Below are 18,685 nucleotides of genomic sequence, written 5' to 3'. Positions count from 1 at the left end.
CATGCTGTTCAAACTCGGACGTTTCCTGATGACCCCGGGCGCCAAGCTGGCCCTGCTGGTGTTCGCCCTGGCGTTCCCGCTGCTGGCGGCCAACGAATACCAGGTGTACGTGATGGCCTCGGCCTTTGTCTGGGCCATTGCGGTCTACGGCCTGAACGTGATCACCGGCTACTGCGGCCAGCTTAACCTGGCCCACGGTGGTTTCTTCGCCTTTGGCGCTTACGCCCTGGGCCTGCTTACCGCCGACTGGGGCTGGAGTTTCTGGCCGGCGCTGGTGGCGGCCCTGGTGGTGTCCGCGGTACTGGGGTTCCTGGTGGGCATCGTGTCCCTGCGGCTGAAAGAGCACTACTTCGCCATCTTTACCCTCTGCGTCGGCTTCATCATGTACCTGCTGATCGACAAGTGGGAAGAACTGACCCACGGCCCGGTGGGCGTGCGGGACATCGCCGCGCCCTACGGCTTCGGATTGGTGGACTTCACCGAGACCACGCCTTTTTATTACCTGGTGCTGGCCTTCCTGGTGTTCACCATCTGGTTCATGGGCCGGCTGTCACGCTCGCTGCTGGGCCGCACGTTCGTGGCCATCCGCAACGGCGATGAGCTGGCCCAGTCCCTGGGCATCAACCTGATGCGCAACAAGGTGCTGGCGTTTGTGCTCTCGACCATCTTTGCCGGTCTGGCCGGCGCCCTGTACGCGGGCATGGTGCGGTTCATCGGGCCCGAGGACGCCAACATCCTGCACACCTTCGACATGATCACCTACCTGCTGGTGGGCGGCATCGGCACCCTGATGGGTCCGTTGTTGGGCACCGTGGGCATTGTCTGGGTCACCCAGTCCCTGCAGTTCATGGAGGAGTACCGGATGATCCTGTTCGGCCCGCTGCTGGTGGTGCTGGTGATTTTCTTCCCCCGGGGCATCGCCGGGCAGTTCCTGAGCTGGATGCACCAGAAGGCCAGAACGCTGGTGCCGGCTAAAAAGGCGAAAGCCAGCAAGGTGGAAACACGGGAATCCGGGGAGGCTAAGACCCATGCTTAAAGTGGAACACCTCACCAAGATGTTCGGCGGCCTGGCGGCGGTCAACGACGTGTCGGTGGAGTTCGAAGCCGGCAAGATCAACGCCATCATCGGCCCCAACGGCGCCGGCAAGAGCACCTTCTTTAACCTCATTTCCGGGCTGCACCAGCCCACCTCCGGCCGCATCCTGCTGGACGGGGTGGACGTCACCCACATGCCGTCGGACAAAGTGGCGCGCCTGGGGGTGGGCCGTACCTTCCAGACCACCAACCTGTTCGAGCAGGCCTCGGTGCTGGACAACCTGATCGTCGGCCACCGCCTGCGCACCCGTTCCGGGCTGTGGGACGTGCTGATCAACAGCCAACGCCTGCAACGGGAGGAGAAAGCCGCCCGGGACAAGGCCATGGAGGCGCTGGACTTCGTCGGCCTCACCCACGTGGCCGGTGAGTTCATTGCCGACATCACCCAGGAAGAGCGCAAGCGGGTGGCTTTCGCCCTGGCCCTGGCCACCGATCCGAAAATCGTGCTGCTGGACGAGCCTGCCGCCGGGGTCAACCCGGAGGAAACCCAGGGCTTTGCCGAGCTGATGCGCAAGATGGTCGATAACGGCCTGACCGTGTGCCTGATCGAACACAAGATGGACATGATCATGAGCCTCGCGGACAAGATCATGGTGCTGGACCACGGCGAGAAAATCGCTGAGGGCACCCCGGAAGAAGTGCGCAACAACCCGGTGGTGATCGAAGCCTATCTGGGAGGGGAAGACGATGCTGCAGCTTGATCACGTGGACGTCTGCTACGGCAGCTTCAAGGCCCTGAGCGACATTTCCATGACCGTGGAAACCGGCGAGCTGCTGGTTCTGCTGGGGGCCAACGGTGCCGGCAAGACCACCCTGTTCAACGCCATCAGCGGCCTGGTGAAACCCAGCGCTGGCGACATCCGGTTTGAGGACAAGCGCCTGAACGGCATGAAGGCGAGTGCGGTGGTGTCCGCTGGGGTGGTGCAGTGCGCGGAAGGCCGCAAGCTGTTCCCGCAGATGAGCGTGCGCCAGAACCTGATGATGGGCGCCTACGTGCACCGCCGCGACCGGGACGGCAACCGCAAGCGCCTGAACGAGGTGCTCGAGCTGTTCCCGATTCTTGAGGAAAAGAGCGGCCAGCCGGCCGGCTCCCTGTCCGGCGGCCAGCAGCAGATGGTGGCCATTGGCCGGGCCATGATGAGCCGGCCGCGCCTGCTGATGCTGGACGAGCCGTCCCTCGGCCTGGCGCCGCTGGTGGTCAAGCAGATGTTCGAGACCATCAAACAGATCAACAGCCTGGGCACCACCGTGCTGCTGGCTGAACAGAATGCCTTTGCGGCCCTGAAAATCGCCCATCGGGCCTACGTGATGGAAAACGGCCGCCTCGTGATGGAGGGCGACCGGGACGCCATGCTCGGCAACGAGCAGGTTCGCAAAGCATACATCGGGGCCTGACACCCCGACCAACACGGAGCCCGGGGCTCCGGAGATCGATCAACGACAAGCGTAACCAACCAGGAGAAAACAATGAAAACACTCAAAAAACTGGGTCAGGCTGTCGCAGTGGCAACGCTGGGTATCGCGTTTACGGCCGGCGCCCAGGCGGGCGAGGTCAGTATCGGGTTCACCGGACCGCTGAGCGGTGGCGCCGCCCTGTACGGGGAAAACACTCTGTCGGGCCTGCGCATGGCCGCAGACGAGATCAACGCCGCCGGTGGCTTTGATCTGAACGGTGAGAAGACCACGGTCAAGATCGTCGCCCTGGACGACCGTTACTCCCCGGCGCAGGCGGCCACCAACGCCAAGCGCCTGAAGCAGGAAAACGGCGCCTCGGTGATCTTCGTGCCCCATTCCGGCGGCGTGTTTGCGCTGCAAGAGTTCAACCAGAAGGACAATTTCCTGGTCATGGCCTACACCAGCGTGCCGACCGTGACCAAAAAGGGGAATCCGCTGACCGTGCGCATTCCGCCGACGTTTGACAGCTACATGGCCCCGTTCACCGGGTACGCCATGGAGCACGAGGGCAAGAAGCTGGGCATGGCGGGCGCCACCCACGAATACGCCAAGATCTGGGCGTCCATGATCAAGGACGAGTGGCAGAAGAAGGGCGGCGAGATCGTGGCCGAGAACCCGATGGACTACAACAAGTCCGCGGACTTCTTCACCGGCGTCAGCCGTATCCTGGCCGAATCCCCGGACGTGATGTTCGTGGGCGGCGCCTCCGAGCCCACCGGCCTGGTGGTGCAGCAGGCGCGGCAGATGGGCTTCCAGGGCGGGTTCATCATCATGGACCAGGCCAAGATTGACGAAGTGGCCAAGGTCGCCGGCGGCCTGGACATGCTCAACGGCGCGGTTGGCGTGGTGCCCCTGAGCGCCTACGACACCGAAGCGGCCCAGACCTTCATCAAGCACTACCAGGAGAAGTTTGACCGCACCCCGGGCTCCGAGGCGGCTTACAACTACCTGGCCCTGAACGCCATCGTGCAGGCCATGGACACCACTGAGTCCACCGACCCGAAAGTGGTCCGTGCGGCCCTGGGCGATGCGCTGAAGGCGCTGCCGGACATGAAGAAGCCCTACGTCGTGAACGATGTCACCGAGGACGGTGGCTTTGTGTCCACCCCGGACATGGCGGTGGTGCAGGACGGCAAGATCGTTCGCGTACCGATGTAATCCTGTGACCGATCCCCGGCCCCGGCGTTCGGCCGGGCCGGTTGGCCGGGAGGGCAAGCCAGCCATGGCTTGCCCTCCTTTGTTTGGGTGGCCGATACTCACAGCCACCGCCAAGCCCGGCGCCGCCCCTGATTACCTGCGGCGCCCGGTTTCCTGATTGACCAACCGAGGAGCAACGACCCCATGAGTGACCAACCCCGTGTGCTGATTGTCGGTGCCGGCGCCATTGGCAGTTTCTACGGCGCCATCCTGAAGAAGGCCGGCTGCTCAGTGAGTACTGTGCTGCGCTCCGAGTACGACGCGGTCAAGGCCAACGGCATCCGCATCACCAGTCCGTTGGGGGATCTCTCCTACCGCCCGGACCAGGTGTATCGGGACGGCGATACCCCGGAGGCGTATCCGGACTACCTGATCCTGTGCGTGAAAGTGCTGCCCGGTCTGGACCGGGTGGCCCTGGTCAAACCCTGGATGGGGCCGGACACCCGCCTGGTGCTGATCGAGAACGGCCTGGGCATTGAGGCGGAGCTGGCGGAGGCCTACCCGGCGCACCCGGTGATCAGCTGTCTGGCGTTCATCGGCGTGAGCCGCACCGGCCCCGGTGAGGTGGAGCACAAGGCCTACGGCAAGCTGGTGATGGGCAACTACCCCAGCGGCCTGGACGACGCGATCCACGCGCTGGCGGAGCGTTTCCGCACCGGCGGCATCGGCATCGACCTGACCGAGCAGGTGGTGGGGGAACGCTGGCGCAAGTGCCTGTGGAACACCCCGTTCAACCCGCTGTCGGTGATCGCCAACGGCGCTGACACCCGCACCATCCTGGACACCGAGGGCGGCGAAGCACTGATCCGCGCGATGATCCGGGAGGTGATGGCGGTGGCGGAGGCCGAAGGCTATCCGATGGACGAGAAGCTGATCGATCTGAACATCGAGGGCACCCGCAAGATGCCTCCGTACAAGAACAGCATGGCGCTGGACTACCTGAACGATCGGCCCATCGAGCGGGACGCGGTGCTGGGCAACGTGGTGGCGGCGGCGGAGCGCCACGGCATTCCGGTGCCGCATCTGAACACGGTGCTTGTGACCCTGCGGATGCGTGCGCGGCTGGCGGGCGAGGCCTGAGGGTTGGCGCCAGCGCTGGTATAAAAGAAGGCGCTGGCCCCGCTGCCGGCGGGGTCAGTGCACGTACAGGGCGAGGTTTTCCGCCACGCAGGCCGGTCGCTCTTCGCCCTGGATGTCCACGGTGGTTTCGTAGGTGGCCAGGGAGCGGCCGTCGCCCATGGGTTTGAGGTCTTTGAGCACCACTCGGCTGCGGATCATCGCGCCGGCGGGCACGGCGGCGGGGAATCGGAGCCGGTTCAGGCCGTAGTTGATGGTGGCCGAGGTGCCGGTGACTGTCAGCACCTGCTGGTTCAGCCGGGGCATCAGGGAGGCGGTCAGGAAGCCGTGGGCCACGGGGCTTTTCCAGGGTGACTCCCGGCGTGCTCGGTCCACGTCCACGTGGATCCACTGGTGGTCGCCGGTGGCCTCGGCAAAGGTGTTGATCATGGCCTGGGTGACTTCCAGCCAGGGGCTTTCGCCCAGGGTGTCGCCGACGTGGTTGGCCAGGTCGGTGATGGCTAGCTCTTTCATGGCTTCATTCCTTTTTTGTGCTCGGACTTTGGCAGCGTCATGCTTTGGGGGAATGCGGCAGCGTTTTACCTTTGGGGGAGCGCCAGCGGGACGGTCTTTCCGAAACACGCTGTGAATACGTCCCTGTACGCTCGCCTCCGCCATCCATGGCTCCGGACGGTTTCGGAAAGACCGTCCCGCTGGCACACGGAGCTTTGGGGCGCTGCCCGCCGCCCGCCGCCCGCCGCCTTCTATAATCTTGGTGCTGCTGCCGATCGTGCTATTAAACGGCGTAGCCCGGATTCTTGCTGTCCAGCAAGCGCTTCAAAGCCGGCCAGGTCAGGGCGGAGGCTTTGCCCAGCTGCTGGGACTGCTCCGCCGTGGTGGCGATGGCCTGTTCGGACGGCAGGTGGGCCGGGCCGCAGGCCAGGGCGCGTACCTGGATTTCGCAGGCCTTCATCAGGAAGTACAGGTAGGTGAACGTCTCCGGTACGTCCCGGCCGGCGGTGAGTACGCCGTGGTTGCGCAGCAGCATCATGGACTTGTTGCCCAGGTCCTTGATCAGTCGCTCCCGCTCGCCCAGGTTCAGGGCCACGCCTTCGTATTCGTGGTAGCACAGGTGGTCCAGGCACAGCATTGCCGTCTGGCTCAGGGGCAGCAGGCCGTCCCGGTGGGCGGACACCGCCACGCCGTCGGGGGCGTGCAGGTGCATCACCGAGCCGGCGTCTTCCCGGCCCATGTGCACCGCGCTGTGGATGGTAAAGCCCGCCGGGTTCACCCGGCTGACGCCGCCGGATTCCACCACTTCACCGTTCTGGTCCACTTTCACCAGGGACGACGCGGTGATTTCGTGGAACAGAAGGCCATAAGGGTTGATCAGGAAATGATGCTCCGGCCCGGGCACCCGTGCCGAGAGGTGGGTAAACACCAAGTCGTCCCAGCCAAACAGGGCCACCAGGCGATAGGCGGCGGCCAGATCCGTGCGCACCTGCCATTCGGCGCGGCGGAGTTCGTCAGCGGGACCGTCGTCGGGGATGGCGCTGTTGGTGTGTTTTGTTGTCATTGATTTCACCTCTCTCATGGTAGTGATCAAGAATGATCAGAGCCGTCGGTCCATCATACGCGGGCTGCACGTTGCTCGGGTAAGGGGCGATGGACAGGGCATTGCAGAACCGTCCTTCGCCAAGGATGGCGAAGGCCGAGCGTACAGGGACGTATTCACAGCGTGTTCTGGAATGCCCTGTGCATCGCCCCGCTACTCCACATCCAGCAAGCTCACTAAGCCCCTAAAAAAAGAGGGCGACCACCAGGCCGCCCTCGTGAAGGGCCTCCGACTGGTGGAGGAGGCCACAGGCTCACACAGGTTGCTCGTTTACCCCCGGGCTTAGCCCGCCTGCAGCAGGCTGGCGTAGCGCTCCAGGTGGAAATCGTCGTCACCCAGCTGGTGGTTGATCATCACCAGACGCTTGGCGTAATGAGCGAAGTTGTACTCCCAGGTCATGCCAATACCGCCATGGGACTGGATGCCCTTCTCGGAGATGAACTGGCCGGCGCGGCCGATCACGTTCTTGGCGGCGGCCAGCACGCGGCGGCGCTCGTCGCTCTGGGGCTCATCGGCCACGCTCGCGGCCAGGATCGCCATGGAGCGCGCCTGCTCCAGCTCGGACATCATGTCCACCATGCGGTGCTGCAGCACCTGGAACTTGCCGATGGGCACACCGAACTGCTTGCGCTGTTTCAGGTAATCCAGGGTCAGGTCACAGGCCACTTCCATGGCACCCACCGCCTCGCCGCACAGGGCGGAAATGGCGCGGCCGGCCTGGTATTCGATCACCTCGGCCGCCTGGCCCTCGGTGCCGAGCAGCGCGTCCGCTGGGACGGTCACGTTGGTCAGGGTGACGTCACAGCCCTTGGCGCCGTCGATGGTCGGGTAGGTGCGGCGCTCGACGCCGTCCGCGTCCGGCTGCACCAGGAACAGGCTGATGCCGTTCGCATCGCGGCTGTCACCACCGGTGCGGGCAGAGACCACCAGCACGTCGGCGCAGTGGCCGCCAATCACCACCGCCTTGCGGCCGTTCAGCACGTAACCGTCGGCGGTCTTTTCGGCGCGGGTCTCGACGTTGTTCAGATCGTAGAAGCTCTGGGGCTCCTGCAGGGCCACGGCGGCGCGCACTTCACCGGCGGCGATGCCCGGCAGCCACTGCGCTTTCTGGGCGTCGTTGCCGGCCTGGCTGATCAGGCCGCCGCCGAACACCACGGACTGCAGGTACGGCTCGATGCACAGGCCACGGCCCAGCTCGGTCATAACACTCTGCACTTCCACGCCACCGCCGCCGAAGCCGCCGAGTTCCTCGGGGAAGGGCACGGCAGTGAGGCCCAGCTCGCCCAGCTGTTTCCAGAAATCGGCGCTGAAGCCCAGCTCGGTCTCGCTGTACTCCAGGCGCTTCTCAAAACTGTACTCACCGCGTACCAGACGAGCCACGGTGTCCTGCAGCATCTGCTGCTCTTCGTTCAATCGGAAATCCATGGTCGCCTCCTTAAAGCCCGAGAATCATTTTCGACACGATGTTCTTCTGGATCTCGTTGGATCCGCCGAAAATCGACAGCTTGCGGTTGTTGAAGTACTGGGCGGCCAGGGGCGCGGCGTTCTCGTCGGAGAGGAAATCGCCGTCGTAGTCCAGGTCCATCTCTTCCTCCACGAACGGGATCGCGTAGGGGCCCAGGGCGCGACGGGCCAGATCGTTGATGGTCTGGCGGATCTCGGTGCCGCGCACCTTCAACATGGAGCTCTCGGCGCCGGGCACGCCGCCGCCTTCCACGGAGGCGATGATGCGCAGGTTGCTGATGCCGGCGGCGGTCAGGTCAATCTCGACCTGCGCCAGGCGCTGGCTGAAGCTCGGGTCCTGGATCAGCGGGCGGCCGTTCTTCTGACGGCGGCTGGCCAGTCCTTTGAGGTGTTCCAGCGCTGCCTTGGACAGGCCGATGCCGGCCAGGCCGGTGCGCTCGTAGGTGAGCAGGTACTTGGCGTAGGTCCAGCCCTTGTCTTCCTCACCCACCAGGTTTTCCACTGGGACTTTCACGTCTTCGAAGAACACTTCGTTGACTTCGTGCTCGCCGTCCAGGGTGATGATCGGGCGTACGGTGATGCCCGGGGTGTTCATGTCGATCAGCAGGAAGGAAATGCCTTCCTGGGCCTTCACCTCGGTGTTGGTGCGCACCAGGCAGAAAATCATGTTGGCGTGCTGGCCCAGGGTGGTCCAGGTCTTCTGGCCGTTGACGATGTAGTGGTCGCCGTCGCGCACCGCGCGGGTCTTCAGGGAGGCCAGGTCAGAGCCGGCGCCGGGCTCGGAGTAGCCCTGGCACCACCAGTCCTCGCCGCTCAGGATGCGGGGCAGGTATTGCTGCTTCTGCTGCTCGTTGCCGAATTTGATGATCACGGGCGCGACCATGTTCACGCCGAACGGGATGGAGCGCGGCACGCCGTAGCGGCAGGACTCTTCGTCCCAGATGTGCTTCTGCACCGGGGTCCATTTCACACCGCCGTACTCTTCCGGCCAGTGGGTGGCGTACCAGCCCTGCTTGCTCAGGATTTTCTGCCAGCGCTGGTGGTCTTCCTTGGACAGGCGACGGAACCCTTTGACCTTGGCCGCGATGTCCGCCGGCAGCTTCTCGTCGAGGAAGGCCCGGACCTCGTCACGGAAGGCGAGTTCCTCGGCCGTGTAGTTCATGTTCATCGGAAAGCCTCTTTTTCAATTTTAGCGAAAGCATATACCGCATAGCAGAATAGGTTAATCATGGATGATCAACTTCGTCCTGTCAATTGCTCGGCGGCGGTCAGAAACGCCCTTACCGTGACAGCAGCAGTTCGTCGGAGACGGTCGGCGCGTCTCCCTCTACCGTCCCGACCACCGCCAGGTTATCCCCCACCAGATCCATGACTCGAACGCGGCCTTTCAGCGGCCCTGCTTGCCAGGCCAGGGGTTGGCCGTCCGGGGTTCGCAGCAGGTGGCCGGGGGCGTGCACGGTTAGCTCGTCGCCGACGGCGACCCCGGCCGCGCGGCCTGCGCTGATCAGCACCCGGCCATCCTCGGTCGGTACGCGCCGGATCAGCCAGGGCGTGGGGCCGCCGGGGGCGCTCCCGCTGGTGTAGGTAGGCGCGGGTACCGGTTTCGCCGAGCTGGCGGCTTTGGGCGGGGCAGCCACGGCGGCAGTGGATGGGGCGGACTCACCCTTCTGCTCCCAGAAGGGGGTTTTCCATTCGGGTTTTTCATAGCCCAGGGCGGCACTGGAATCCGCCATCTCGGTGGGATCGGAGGGGGTGTTGGCACAGCCAGACAGCAGCAGAGCGGACAGGCCCAGCGCGGCGGCCAGGGCACCAGGTTTCAGGGCGCGCGGGCGATGGGTTGATACAGAGCGAAACGGCATGGCGGTCTCCTCAGAAACTGGGGGTGTGATGACACGATACGCCCCACACACAAAAAAAGACGAGCCGGGGGTGCCGGCTCGCCCAGGGGTCAAACGTGTGTGGTTTGCTGCCCCGTCAGAACTTGACGGACAGGTTCAGGCTGCCAGAGGCCACGGAGTTGTCGGCGAAGCCGGAACCGTTGATGGGCTTGTTCGCCACCAGCGGGTTGCCGGTCAGGGTGCCCACATCGTTGCTGCTGATCATGCCGGCGGTGGCCCAGACGCGAACGGCCTTGTTCACCTGGTAGCTGCCCTGCAGGTCCAGCACCAGGGAGTTGTCGTCGTTGGTGCCGTTGTCGATCGCCAGGTTACCCGCAGCCGCGGTCAGCTTGAATTGAGGGGTCAGTTGGAAACCGACCTTGCCGATGATCAGGCTCTCGTTGTAGTCCTTACGGCCGCTCTTTCCGCCCATGCGGTAGACGCTGGTCGGGTTGGCGGTGGACTCCGGGCTGCTGTTGATCATGCTGGAGTAGGTGTCGAAGCCTGAGGAAATCAGACCGCCGTCCTGAGCGCCCAGGTACTGCAGGCCAAGATCGAACGCACCCAGGGTTTTCTCGACGCGCAGGTACTCGGAGAACGACGAGTCGGTGTAAACCACGCCATCCGCGCCCACGTCGCTGTATTTGACGCCCGGTGCGGCTTCGTCGATCTGGTTGTTGCCCATCCAGTTAAAGCCGACGCTGAGCTTGAACAGGTCGTCGCCCACCATGCCGGTCATGTACGGGGAGATGATGTCTGCACCCTGAAGCGGATAACCATCGCTGTAGCCGTGGTTGTTGTTAAACCAGTGCACCCACAGAGCGCCGGTCTGGAAACCGCCCAGCTTGGTAATGAAGCCCAGTGCGGTCATGTCGCCGTTGTCGTTGGCGAAGAAACCTTTCTGATCGCCCCGACGGTCGTACAGGGCCAGAACGGTGCCCACGGACGTCGGCACAATGCCCAGAATCCGGTCCCGGCGATCATCGGAGACCAGCAGGCCGTTGTTCCAGTTGGCTTCCTGACGGCCAACGCGAAGCACCGCCTTACCGGGCAGCGGAATCTGGGCATAGCCCAGGTCCAGGGTGACCAGGGAGCCGCGGTTGTCCGTGTTAAAGGCCTCACTGGCGCCGGTGTTGTAGTCCAGGTCGTCGCCCTGCCAGCGGTCGCCGGACAGCTCCAGGCGGGTGTGCACGGATACGCCGGTTTCTTCGTCCTTGAAGTTGGCGGTGACCCGCAGCAGGTTGGCCAGGCCGTTGTCGCGGGCGTCGGCCGGCATGCTGTCAGCGGTCTGCTCGCCGGACCAGGCGCCGGAGCGAATGGAGTAGGCCTTCGCCTCATAGTCCACGCCGAGGTCGGTCTGCAAAGCCTGGGCCTGGGAGGCACCCATGATGGCCAGGGCCAGCAGGGACGTGGAGCCGATAAGGCGGGTGGAGCGGGACATGGCGCGGGGCGCCGCCGGACGGTGCTTCTGGTGTTGAGTCATGGTTCTAACCCTTGTTGTTGTGATTGGTCGCATGGACGCAGTGTTGCAGGGCGGCGTTGGCCACCCCTGTTTACCGCATTGCAGAGCGCATGCAGCAAATTCGGAACTTAGTGGCCTTTAGCGATCTCGTTCATGCTTAATCCGAGACTCTTTGTGTTTTTGTTATTTATAGGTTTCGCAAAGCGAAATGAGGTACCGCCAAAAATCTAGCAGATGAAAAACGGGCTGTCATCCCGTGTCGGGAAAAAAATCACGGTGCCCAGTGGGAATGAGCTCGGAGGCCGCAAGATGTGCGTTGGGTCAAAATGTGCATAGGTGAAAGAAGGCGTATATGGTAGAAAGAAAACAGCGGTAATAGGCGCAGGAGCTCAGATACCCCGTGAACATGCGAACGTCTCTGCTGGGACACACGGCGATACGGATCAGCGTTGTCACAACGCTGATGGCGGCGCTGCTGTTGCTGTTCTCGGTGGCGGTGTCCCAGCCGGCGCTGGAGCTGAAGTTCGATGGTTTCGCGTCGGTCAAGGTGCTGTCGACGGGTGGCACCGGGGATGCGCCGTCGTCCGAGCCCGGTACCCTGGCGGATCTGGCGCCCCGGATTGCCTTGCCGGTGTGCTGCCGGATCACACCGTCCATTCATCTCGGCTTTGTCCGGCCTCCGAGCCGGATGCTCAGTCACCCCGCGCTGCCTCAAGGCCCGCCTTCCTCCCATGGTGTTCACGCTGATGTCGCCTGACGGCGCTGTTGCCGTCGGCAACCCCCGTTTAGCAACCATGCGAGGTTTTTTGATGAATAGCCTTTTCAGCCCCCTGCCTGTGCAGGACCTGACCCGTACCAGCGCCATGACCACCGCCCGTCCGCAGTCCCGTATTGGCCTGGAGGACGCCGCCGTTCACGTGATGACGGACTACGCCGAGAACAAGCCCGCCACGCTGGCTTCGGACATGATGGTCTCCGAGGCGCGCCTGTGGATGCGGTTGGCGGATACGCCCATCAAACTGGTGGAGAACCAGGCAGGCGATTGTATTGGTATACTTACGATTCAGGATGTGAACGGTGAGAAGCCTATGGTGGTTGCCAACCGCCAGGGCGTGGCCCTTCGGGATGTTCGGGTGCGTGATATCATGCGTGCGCTCGGTGACCTCCCGGCGATTCACTACCGTGATCTGCGAGCCGCGACCATCGGAGACCTGGTGCGTACGTTTGAGGACGTGCACGAGGAATACCTGATGGTGCTGGATGACCGTCAATCCACCGGCCAGGACTACCTGCGGGGGCTTATTGCCGCCCGGGAACTGGCTAACCGGCTCGACCTGTCGCTGGACCTGGAGCACCGGGCTACCCGTTTCTACGAAATCGTGAACGTGGTACAGAACGGTCTCTGACGTCCTGGGTGGTCATGACACCTTGTCGGTGTCGGGCCGAGTCTGGAGCGTGGGCAGGAACGCCCGCGCTCCGAAATTCATCCGAAGACCGAGAGGTAACATTCATGGCCATCAGGAAGCTGCTGATCGCAAACCGAGGCGAGATTGCGGTCAGAATTGCCCGGGCCTGCAGTGAACTGGGTATACGCTCAGTGGCGATTTATTCCGAAGCCGATGCGTATTCGTTACACGTCAAGAAAGCGGACGAGTCTTATCAGATCAGCAAGGACCCCCTGTCCGGCTATCTGAATCCACACCATATTGTGAACCTGGCGGTGGAGACTGGCTGCGACGCCCTTCACCCCGGGTACGGGTTTCTTTCCGAGAACGCCGAACTGGCGGCCATCTGCCAGGAGCGCGGTATCACCTTCGTGGGCCCGTCCTCAGAGGCCATCGCCTCCATGGGCGACAAGACCCAGGCCCGGCAGACCGCCCTGGCCGCCGGAGTGCCGGTGACCCCCGGCTCCGAGGGCAATCTGGAGGATGTTGAGGATGCCGTGGCCCAGGCCGGCCAGATCGGCTACCCGGTGATGCTCAAGGCCACCTCCGGTGGTGGCGGCCGGGGTATCCGCCGCTGCGACAACGAGAAAGAGCTGCGCCAGAACTACGAGCGGGTGATTTCCGAGGCCACCAAGGCCTTCGGCAGCGCCGAGGTGTTCCTGGAGAAGTGCATCATCGAGCCGCGCCACATCGAGGTGCAGATTCTCGCTGACAGCCACGGCAACGTGGTGCACCTGTACGAGCGGGACTGTTCCATCCAGCGCCGTAACCAGAAGCTGATCGAGTTGGCTCCGTCGCCCCAGCTGGAGGACAGCCAGCGGGAGTACATCGGGGACCTGGCCAAGAAAGTGGCCCGCGAGTGTGGCTATGTGAACGCCGGCACCGTGGAGTTCCTGCTGGATCACGATGGCAGCTTCTACTTCATGGAGATGAACACCCGGGTGCAGGTGGAACACACCATCACCGAGGAAATCACCGGTATCGATATCATCAAGGCGCAGATCCGCATCGCCGCGGGCGAGCCCCTCGGGTTCAGCCAGGATGACGTCAGCTATCGGGGGTTCGCGGCCCAGTTCCGGATCAACGCGGAAGATCCGAAGAACGGCTTCCTGCCCAGCTTCGGCCGGATCAGCCGGTACTATTCCGCCGGCGGACCGGGGGTGCGCACCGACGCCAATATGTACACCGGCTATGAAATCCCGCCCTACTACGATTCCATGTGTGCCAAGCTCGTGGTCTGGGCCATGGAATGGCCGGAGCTGATTGCCCGCTCCCGCCGTGCCCTTGGTGACATGGGCATCTACGGGGTGCAGACCACCATTCCCTATTACAAGCAGATCCTGGATCATCCGGATTTCCAGGCCGCGAATTTCAATACCGGGTTCGTTGAACGCAACCCGCAGCTGCTGGAATACAGCAGCAAGACCCGCCCGGAATCCGTTGCCACGGCCATCGCCGCCGCCATCGCCGCCCAGGCGGGCCTGTAAAAAAAGAATATTGGAGAGATCCCATGAGCAAGCGAAAGATTCACATTACCGACGTCATCCTGCGGGATGCGCATCAGTCCCTGATCGCCACGCGATTGCGCACCGAAGACATGCTGCCGGCCTGCGAATGGCTGGACAAAGCCGGTTACTGGTCCCTGGAGTGCTGGGGTGGCGCCACCTTTGATGCCTGCGTCCGGTTCCTGAAAGAAGACCCGTGGGAGCGCCTGCGTACCCTGCGGGAAGCCCTGCCCAACACCCGCCTGCAGATGCTGCTGCGGGGCCAGAACCTGCTGGGTTATCGCCACTACGGCGACGACGTGGTTGAGGCGTTCGTGGCCAAGGCGGCGGACAACGGCATGGACGTGTTCCGCATCTTTGATGCCCTGAACGACGTGCGCAACCTGGAAACCAGCATCAAGGCGGTCAAAAAGACCGGCAAGCACGCCCAGGGCACCATCTGCTACACCGTGAGCCCGGTGCACGATACCGACACCTACCTGAAACAGGCCAAGGCCATGGCGGACATGGGCGCGGACAGCATCGCCATCAAGGACATGGCAGGCCTGCTGACCCCGGCGGTCACCGCCGAGCTGGTGGGCAAGCTCAAGGACACCCTGGATCTGCCGGTGTTCCTGCACTCCCACGCTACTTCCGGCATGGCGCCGATGTGCCAGTGGGCCGCCATGGAAGCCGGCGTGGACCACATTGATACCGCGCTGTCCGCGTTTGCCGGCGGCACCAGCCATCCGCCCACCGAGTCCCTGGTGGCGTCCCTGCACGACGCCGGTTTCGACACCGGCCTGAATCTGGAGCTGCTGGACAAGGCCACCCGCTACTTCCGCGAAGTGCGCAAGAAGTACCACCAGTTCGAGAGCGAGTACAACGGCGTGGACACCTCCGTGCTGCTGTCCCAGGTGCCCGGCGGCATGATGTCCAACCTCGCTAACCAGCTCAAAGAGCAGGGCGCGCTGGACCGTATCCAGGACGTGTTCGAGGAGATTCCCCGGGTGCGCAAGGATCTGGGCTACCCGCCGCTGGTCACCCCGACCTCACAGATCGTCGGCACCCAGGCGGTCATCAACGTGCTGTCCGGCAAGCGCTACGACAGCATCACCAACGAAGTGAAAAAGTACCTCCAGGGCTGGTACGGCAAGGCGCCGGCAGCGGTCGACAAGGCCCTGCAGCAGCGCGCGGTGGGCAACGAAGAGCTGATCGAGGAACGCCCGGCGAACCTGATTCCCCGGGAGCTGAACGAGCTGCGGGAACAAGTGGGCGACCTCGCCACCTGTGAGGAAGACGTGCTCACCTACGCCATGTTCCCGGACCAGGCCCGGGCCTTCCTGGAGCAGCGCCGGGACGGCACCCTGGAGCCCGAGCCCCTGGAGCCGATGCCGACCCGCGGCGGCGGTGGCGGCCCCGTGGACACCAAGTTCACCATCACCGTGCACGGCGAGAGCTACGACATCCACGTGACCGGCGCCAACCCGGTGAGCGAGAACGAGCGGCGCTTCTACCTGACCGTGGACGGCGTGCCCGAGGAAATCCACCTGCAGTCGCAGGGCGGCGACGGCGGCGCCAAGAGCAGCAGCGGCCGGGCCACGGCCACCAAGGAAGGCCATGTGACCACCAGCATGCCCGGAAACATCGTGGACGTGCTGGTCAAGGAAGGCGATGAGGTGGCCGCCGGCGATCCGGTGCTGATCATCGAGGCCATGAAGATGGAAACCGAGGTCAAGGCCACCATCGGCGGGTCCGTCAAGGGCGTGTTCATCGCCAAGGGCGACCGGGTGGTGCCGGGTGAGGTGCTGGTGGAAATCGGCTGATGGACAGTGGCTGAGGGAACTCGGCCACCCCGCGGCAGGCACCGGCCGATCGGCCGGTGCCGGAAACGCCCGGTCTAAACGCAGAAAGCCCCTCCGAGGAGGGGCTTTCTGCGTTCTGGCGTTCGGTGTTTCTACGCCGTGGCGTCCGGGCTCAGCTGAACGCCTGGATGCCGGTCTGGCCGCGGCCCAGGATCAGCGCGTGGATGTCGTGGGTGCCCTCGTAGGTGTTGACGGCCTCCAGATTCATCACGTGGCGGATCACGTGGTACTCATCGGAAATGCCGTTGCCGCCGTGCATGTCCCGGGCGACCCGGGCAATGTCCAGGGCCTTGCCGCAGTTGTTGCGCTTGAGCAGGGACACGGCATCCGGCGTGGCGATGCCCTGGTCCATCATGCGGCCCAGCTGCAGCACCGCCTGCAGGCCCAGGGTAATCTCGGTCTGCATGTCCACCAGCTTCTTCTGGATCAGCTGGTTGGCCGCCAGGGGCTTGCCGAACTGCTTGCGCTCCAGGGTGTAGTTGCGAGCCGCGTGCCAGCAGAACTCGGCCGCGCCCAGGGCGCCCCAACTGATGCCGTAGCGGGCCTTGGTGAGGCAGCTCAGCGGACCTTTCAGGCCGTCGACTTCCAGGCGATTCTCATCGGGCACGAACACCTCGTCCATGAAGATGGAGCCGGTGTCGGAGGCGCGCAGGGAGAACTTGCCCTGGATTTTCGGGGTGTCGAGGCCCTTGGCGCCTTCCCGCTCGATCACAAAGCCGGTGACCTTGCCCTCGAACTTGGCCCACACCACGCAGATGTCGGCAATCGGGGAGTTGGTGATCCAGGTCTTGGAGCCGCTCAGCAGGTAGCCGCCGTCAACCTTCTTGGCCCGGGTTTCCATGCCGCCGGGGTCGGAGCCGTGGTTGGGTTCGGTCAGGCCGAAGCAGCCCACGTATTCACCGGACGCCAGCTTGGGCAGGATGCGCTTTTTCAGGGCTTCCTGGCCGTAGGAGAAAATCGGGTACATCACCAGGGAGCTCTGCACGCTCAGGGCGGAGCGGTAGGCGGAATCCACGCGCTCCACTTCCCGGGCGATCAGCCCGTAGCAGACGTGGTTCAGGCCCGGCCCGCCATACTCTTCCGGCAGGGTAGCGCCAAGCATGCCCAGCTCGCCCATCTCGGTGAAGATACTGCGGTCGAAGCGCTCGTGGCGGTTGGCCTCGAGAATGCCGGGCATCAGCCGGTCGTCGCAGAAGCTGCGGATGCTGTCGCGGACCTGTCGTTCGGTCTCGTCGAGCTGCTGGTCAAAGTGGAGCAGATCGTCCCAGGGTGCGGAAGCCATAAGTGTTCTCCTGAAAGTCCTAGTTGGAAACCCGTTCAATGACGGCGGCAATGCCCTGGCCGACGCCAATACACATGCTGATCAGGGCGTAACGACCGCCGGTGCGCTCAAGCTGGCGCAGGGCGGTCAGGGCGATCCGGGCTCCGGATGCACCCAAAGGATGTCCCACGGCAATGGCGCCACCGTTGGGGTTGAGTCGTTCGTCCGTCGGGTCAAGGCCCAGCTTGGTGGTGCAGCCGAGGACCTGCGCGGCGAACGCCTCGTTAATCTCGATCACGTCCATATCATGGAGCGACAGGCCGGCTCTTGCCAGGGCCTTCTGGCTGGCCGGCACCGGGCCGTAGCCCATCACCCGGGGCGACACACCGGCAATGGCGGCGGACACGACGCGGCCGCGGGGTGCAATACCGGCCCGCTCGCCGGCATCCCGGGAGCCGAGGATCAGGGCGGCAGCGCCGTCGTTGATGCCGGAGGCGTTGCCGGCGGTGACCACGCCGTCCGCGAATAGGGGCTTGAGGCCGGCCAGGGCCTCTGCGGTGGACTGCGGGCGCGGGTGCTCGTCGGTCGCTACGCTTACCGGCGGCTTCTTGCGGCCCTGGGGCACATCAACGGCAAGAATTTCATCGGCGAAGAATCCGGCCTGGCGGGCCTGTTCGAATCGGGCCTGGCTCTGGGCCGCAAAGGCGTCCACCTGGTCCCGGCTCAAACCGAGTTCCCGGGCGATGTTGTCCGCGGTCTGGGGCATGGTGTCGGCGCCGAATTCGCCTTCCACCTTCGGGTTGGGGAAGCGGGCGCCGATGGTGGTGTCAAACGCGCGGAAGTCCCGGCTGAACGGCGATTCGCTCTTGGCCAGCACGAACGGCGCCCGGCTCATGCTCTCGGCGCCGCCGGCGACGAACAGCTCGCCCTCGCCGCAGCGGATGGCGCGGGCCGCGTCCACGATAGCCGCGAGGCCGGAGCCGCACAGGCGGTTGACCGTCAGGCCGCCGGTTTCCACCGGCAGGCCGGCAAGCAGGCCGGCGTGCCGGGCCAGGTTGCGGGCGTCTTCACCGGCCTGGTTGGTGCAGCCGGCAATCACGTCTTCATAGGCGTCACGGGCAAACGGGTTGCGCTCCACCAGGGCCCGGATGACGTGGGCCAGCAGGTCGTCGGGACGGATCGGGGCCAGCGCGCCCGCGTGCCGGCCAAAGGGACTTCTCAGTCCATCGTAGATAAACGCGCTCATGGGACGGTCTCGTAATGTCGCAGTCTGGGTTCGCAGAAGGAGCGCCGGTGTTGGCCGTCTCCATTCATTGTCATCGTGCTGGTTGTGCTAGTATAGTTTCGACAAGCGAAATCAAGTTTTGTAAATGACTGTCAGAAAGACTAATCCTCGCGGGTACGAAATG

17 protein-coding genes are annotated in these 18,685 nt (G+C 64.1%); 9 read left to right on the top strand and 8 right to left on the bottom strand.

The window, feature by feature from the left end; translation table 11 throughout:
- Position 1 precedes the first annotated feature (1 nt).
- The 5 genes from V3388_RS11075 to V3388_RS11055 all read left to right on the top strand — a co-directional run bounded on the left by V3388_RS11075 (position 2) and on the right by V3388_RS11055 (position 4,827).
- Positions 2-1,036 carry a branched-chain amino acid ABC transporter permease gene (locus V3388_RS11075; protein WP_336367611.1) on the top strand — a complete coding sequence of 345 codons (1,035 nt, stop codon included), beginning with the start codon at positions 2-4 and terminating at the stop codon, positions 1,034-1,036.
- Positions 1,029-1,796 carry an ABC transporter ATP-binding protein gene (locus V3388_RS11070; protein ID WP_336367610.1) on the top strand — a complete coding sequence of 256 codons (768 nt, stop codon included), beginning with the start codon at positions 1,029-1,031 and terminating at the stop codon, positions 1,794-1,796. Before V3388_RS11075 ends, V3388_RS11070 begins: the two co-directional genes overlap by 8 nt.
- The gene (locus V3388_RS11065; RefSeq protein ID WP_336367609.1) at positions 1,783-2,490 is read left to right on the top strand and encodes an ABC transporter ATP-binding protein; all 708 of its coding nucleotides are present in this window, start codon (positions 1,783-1,785) and stop codon (positions 2,488-2,490) included. The genes V3388_RS11070 and V3388_RS11065 overlap by 14 nt, the downstream gene beginning before the upstream one ends.
- Positions 2,491-2,562: 72 nt before the next feature.
- Positions 2,563-3,708: an ABC transporter substrate-binding protein gene (locus tag V3388_RS11060; RefSeq protein WP_336367608.1), complete on the top strand. Its 1,146-nt coding sequence runs from the start codon at positions 2,563-2,565 to the stop codon at positions 3,706-3,708.
- 183 nt (positions 3,709-3,891) lie between these two features.
- Positions 3,892-4,827: a ketopantoate reductase family protein gene (locus tag V3388_RS11055; protein ID WP_336367607.1), complete on the top strand. Its 936-nt coding sequence runs from the start codon at positions 3,892-3,894 to the stop codon at positions 4,825-4,827.
- A 54-nt stretch (positions 4,828-4,881) separates the two neighbouring features.
- Here the strand turns inward: V3388_RS11055 and V3388_RS11050 are convergent, their stop codons facing one another.
- From V3388_RS11050 to V3388_RS11025, 6 genes are all read right to left on the bottom strand, one after another.
- Complete coding sequence (locus V3388_RS11050) at positions 4,882-5,337, bottom strand: MaoC family dehydratase (protein ID WP_336367606.1); 456 nt, start codon at positions 5,335-5,337, stop codon at positions 4,882-4,884.
- Positions 5,338-5,599: 262 nt separating this feature from the next.
- On the bottom strand, positions 5,600-6,379 hold the full coding sequence (locus tag V3388_RS11045; RefSeq protein WP_336367605.1) for a class II aldolase/adducin family protein: 780 nt from the start codon (positions 6,377-6,379) through the stop codon (positions 5,600-5,602).
- Positions 6,380-6,700: 321 nt separating this feature from the next.
- Complete coding sequence (locus V3388_RS11040) at positions 6,701-7,843, bottom strand: acyl-CoA dehydrogenase family protein (protein WP_336367604.1); 1,143 nt, start codon at positions 7,841-7,843, stop codon at positions 6,701-6,703.
- A 10-nt stretch (positions 7,844-7,853) separates the two neighbouring features.
- Positions 7,854-9,050: an acyl-CoA dehydrogenase family protein gene (locus V3388_RS11035; RefSeq protein WP_336367603.1), complete on the bottom strand. Its 1,197-nt coding sequence runs from the start codon at positions 9,048-9,050 to the stop codon at positions 7,854-7,856.
- A gap of 112 nt (positions 9,051-9,162) precedes the next feature.
- Positions 9,163-9,741, bottom strand: coding sequence for a hypothetical protein (locus V3388_RS11030; RefSeq protein ID WP_336367602.1), 579 nt, complete (start codon positions 9,739-9,741; stop codon positions 9,163-9,165).
- 115 nt (positions 9,742-9,856) lie between these two features.
- Entirely contained in the window at positions 9,857-11,242 is a 1,386-nt protein-coding gene (locus V3388_RS11025; RefSeq protein ID WP_336367601.1) for a hypothetical protein, read from the bottom strand.
- 379 nt (positions 11,243-11,621) lie between these two features.
- Here V3388_RS11025 and V3388_RS11020 point away from each other — a divergent pair, with 379 nt between their 5' ends.
- The 4 genes from V3388_RS11020 to oadA all read left to right on the top strand — a co-directional run bounded on the left by V3388_RS11020 (position 11,622) and on the right by oadA (position 15,976).
- Positions 11,622-11,978, top strand: coding sequence for a hypothetical protein (locus tag V3388_RS11020; protein WP_336367600.1), 357 nt, complete (start codon positions 11,622-11,624; stop codon positions 11,976-11,978).
- Positions 11,979-12,030: 52 nt separating this feature from the next.
- Positions 12,031-12,627: a hypothetical protein gene (locus tag V3388_RS11015; protein ID WP_336367599.1), complete on the top strand. Its 597-nt coding sequence runs from the start codon at positions 12,031-12,033 to the stop codon at positions 12,625-12,627.
- A 104-nt stretch (positions 12,628-12,731) separates the two neighbouring features.
- Positions 12,732-14,153 carry an acetyl-CoA carboxylase biotin carboxylase subunit gene (locus V3388_RS11010; RefSeq protein ID WP_336367598.1) on the top strand — a complete coding sequence of 474 codons (1,422 nt, stop codon included), beginning with the start codon at positions 12,732-12,734 and terminating at the stop codon, positions 14,151-14,153.
- A gap of 23 nt (positions 14,154-14,176) precedes the next feature.
- Entirely contained in the window at positions 14,177-15,976 is a 1,800-nt protein-coding gene (gene oadA, locus V3388_RS11005) for a sodium-extruding oxaloacetate decarboxylase subunit alpha (protein WP_336367597.1), read from the top strand.
- A gap of 151 nt (positions 15,977-16,127) precedes the next feature.
- Here oadA and V3388_RS11000 read toward each other — a convergent pair whose 3' ends face one another.
- Positions 16,128-17,297, bottom strand: a complete 1,170-nt coding sequence (locus V3388_RS11000; protein WP_336367596.1) for an acyl-CoA dehydrogenase — start codon at positions 17,295-17,297, stop codon at positions 16,128-16,130.
- A 19-nt stretch (positions 17,298-17,316) separates the two neighbouring features.
- Positions 17,317-18,522, bottom strand: a complete 1,206-nt coding sequence (locus V3388_RS10995) for a 3-oxoadipyl-CoA thiolase (protein WP_336367595.1) — start codon at positions 18,520-18,522, stop codon at positions 17,317-17,319.
- Between the last annotated feature and the right edge of the window lie 163 nt (positions 18,523-18,685).

Source organism: Marinobacter sp. C2H3, assembly GCF_037080155.1.
Taxonomy (GTDB): domain Bacteria; phylum Pseudomonadota; class Gammaproteobacteria; order Pseudomonadales; family Oleiphilaceae; genus Marinobacter.
This window is presented reverse-complemented; position numbering and strand designations above follow the sequence as displayed.